1 protein-coding gene is annotated in these 302 nt (G+C 56.3%); it reads left to right on the top strand.

Translation table 11 applies throughout. The features are described from left to right. A partial coding sequence (locus tag AWX27_RS24230) for a GTP-binding protein (RefSeq protein WP_230201337.1) occupies window positions 1–302 on the top strand: 302 nt, incomplete at both ends.

A 302-nucleotide genomic window follows, 5' to 3' on the forward strand; every position in this document is an offset into this window, starting at 1 on the left:
GGTACTATCGGCCACGTTGACCACGGTAAAACTACCCTGACTGCAGCGATCACCACCGTACTGGCTAAAACCTACGGCGGTTCTGCACGTGCTTTCGACCAGATCGATAACGCGCCAGAAGAAAAAGCTCGTGGTATCACCATCAACACCTCTCACGTTGAGTATGACACCCCGACTCGTCACTACGCGCACGTTGACTGCCCAGGGCACGCCGACTACGTGAAAAACATGATCACCGGTGCTGCTCAGATGGACGGCGCGATCCTGGTAGTAGCTGCGACTGACGGCCCAATGCCTCAGAC

Source organism: Serratia sp. 2880STDY5682894, from assembly GCF_001537385.1.
Classification (GTDB): Bacteria; Pseudomonadota; Gammaproteobacteria; order Enterobacterales; family Enterobacteriaceae; genus Serratia; species Serratia nevei.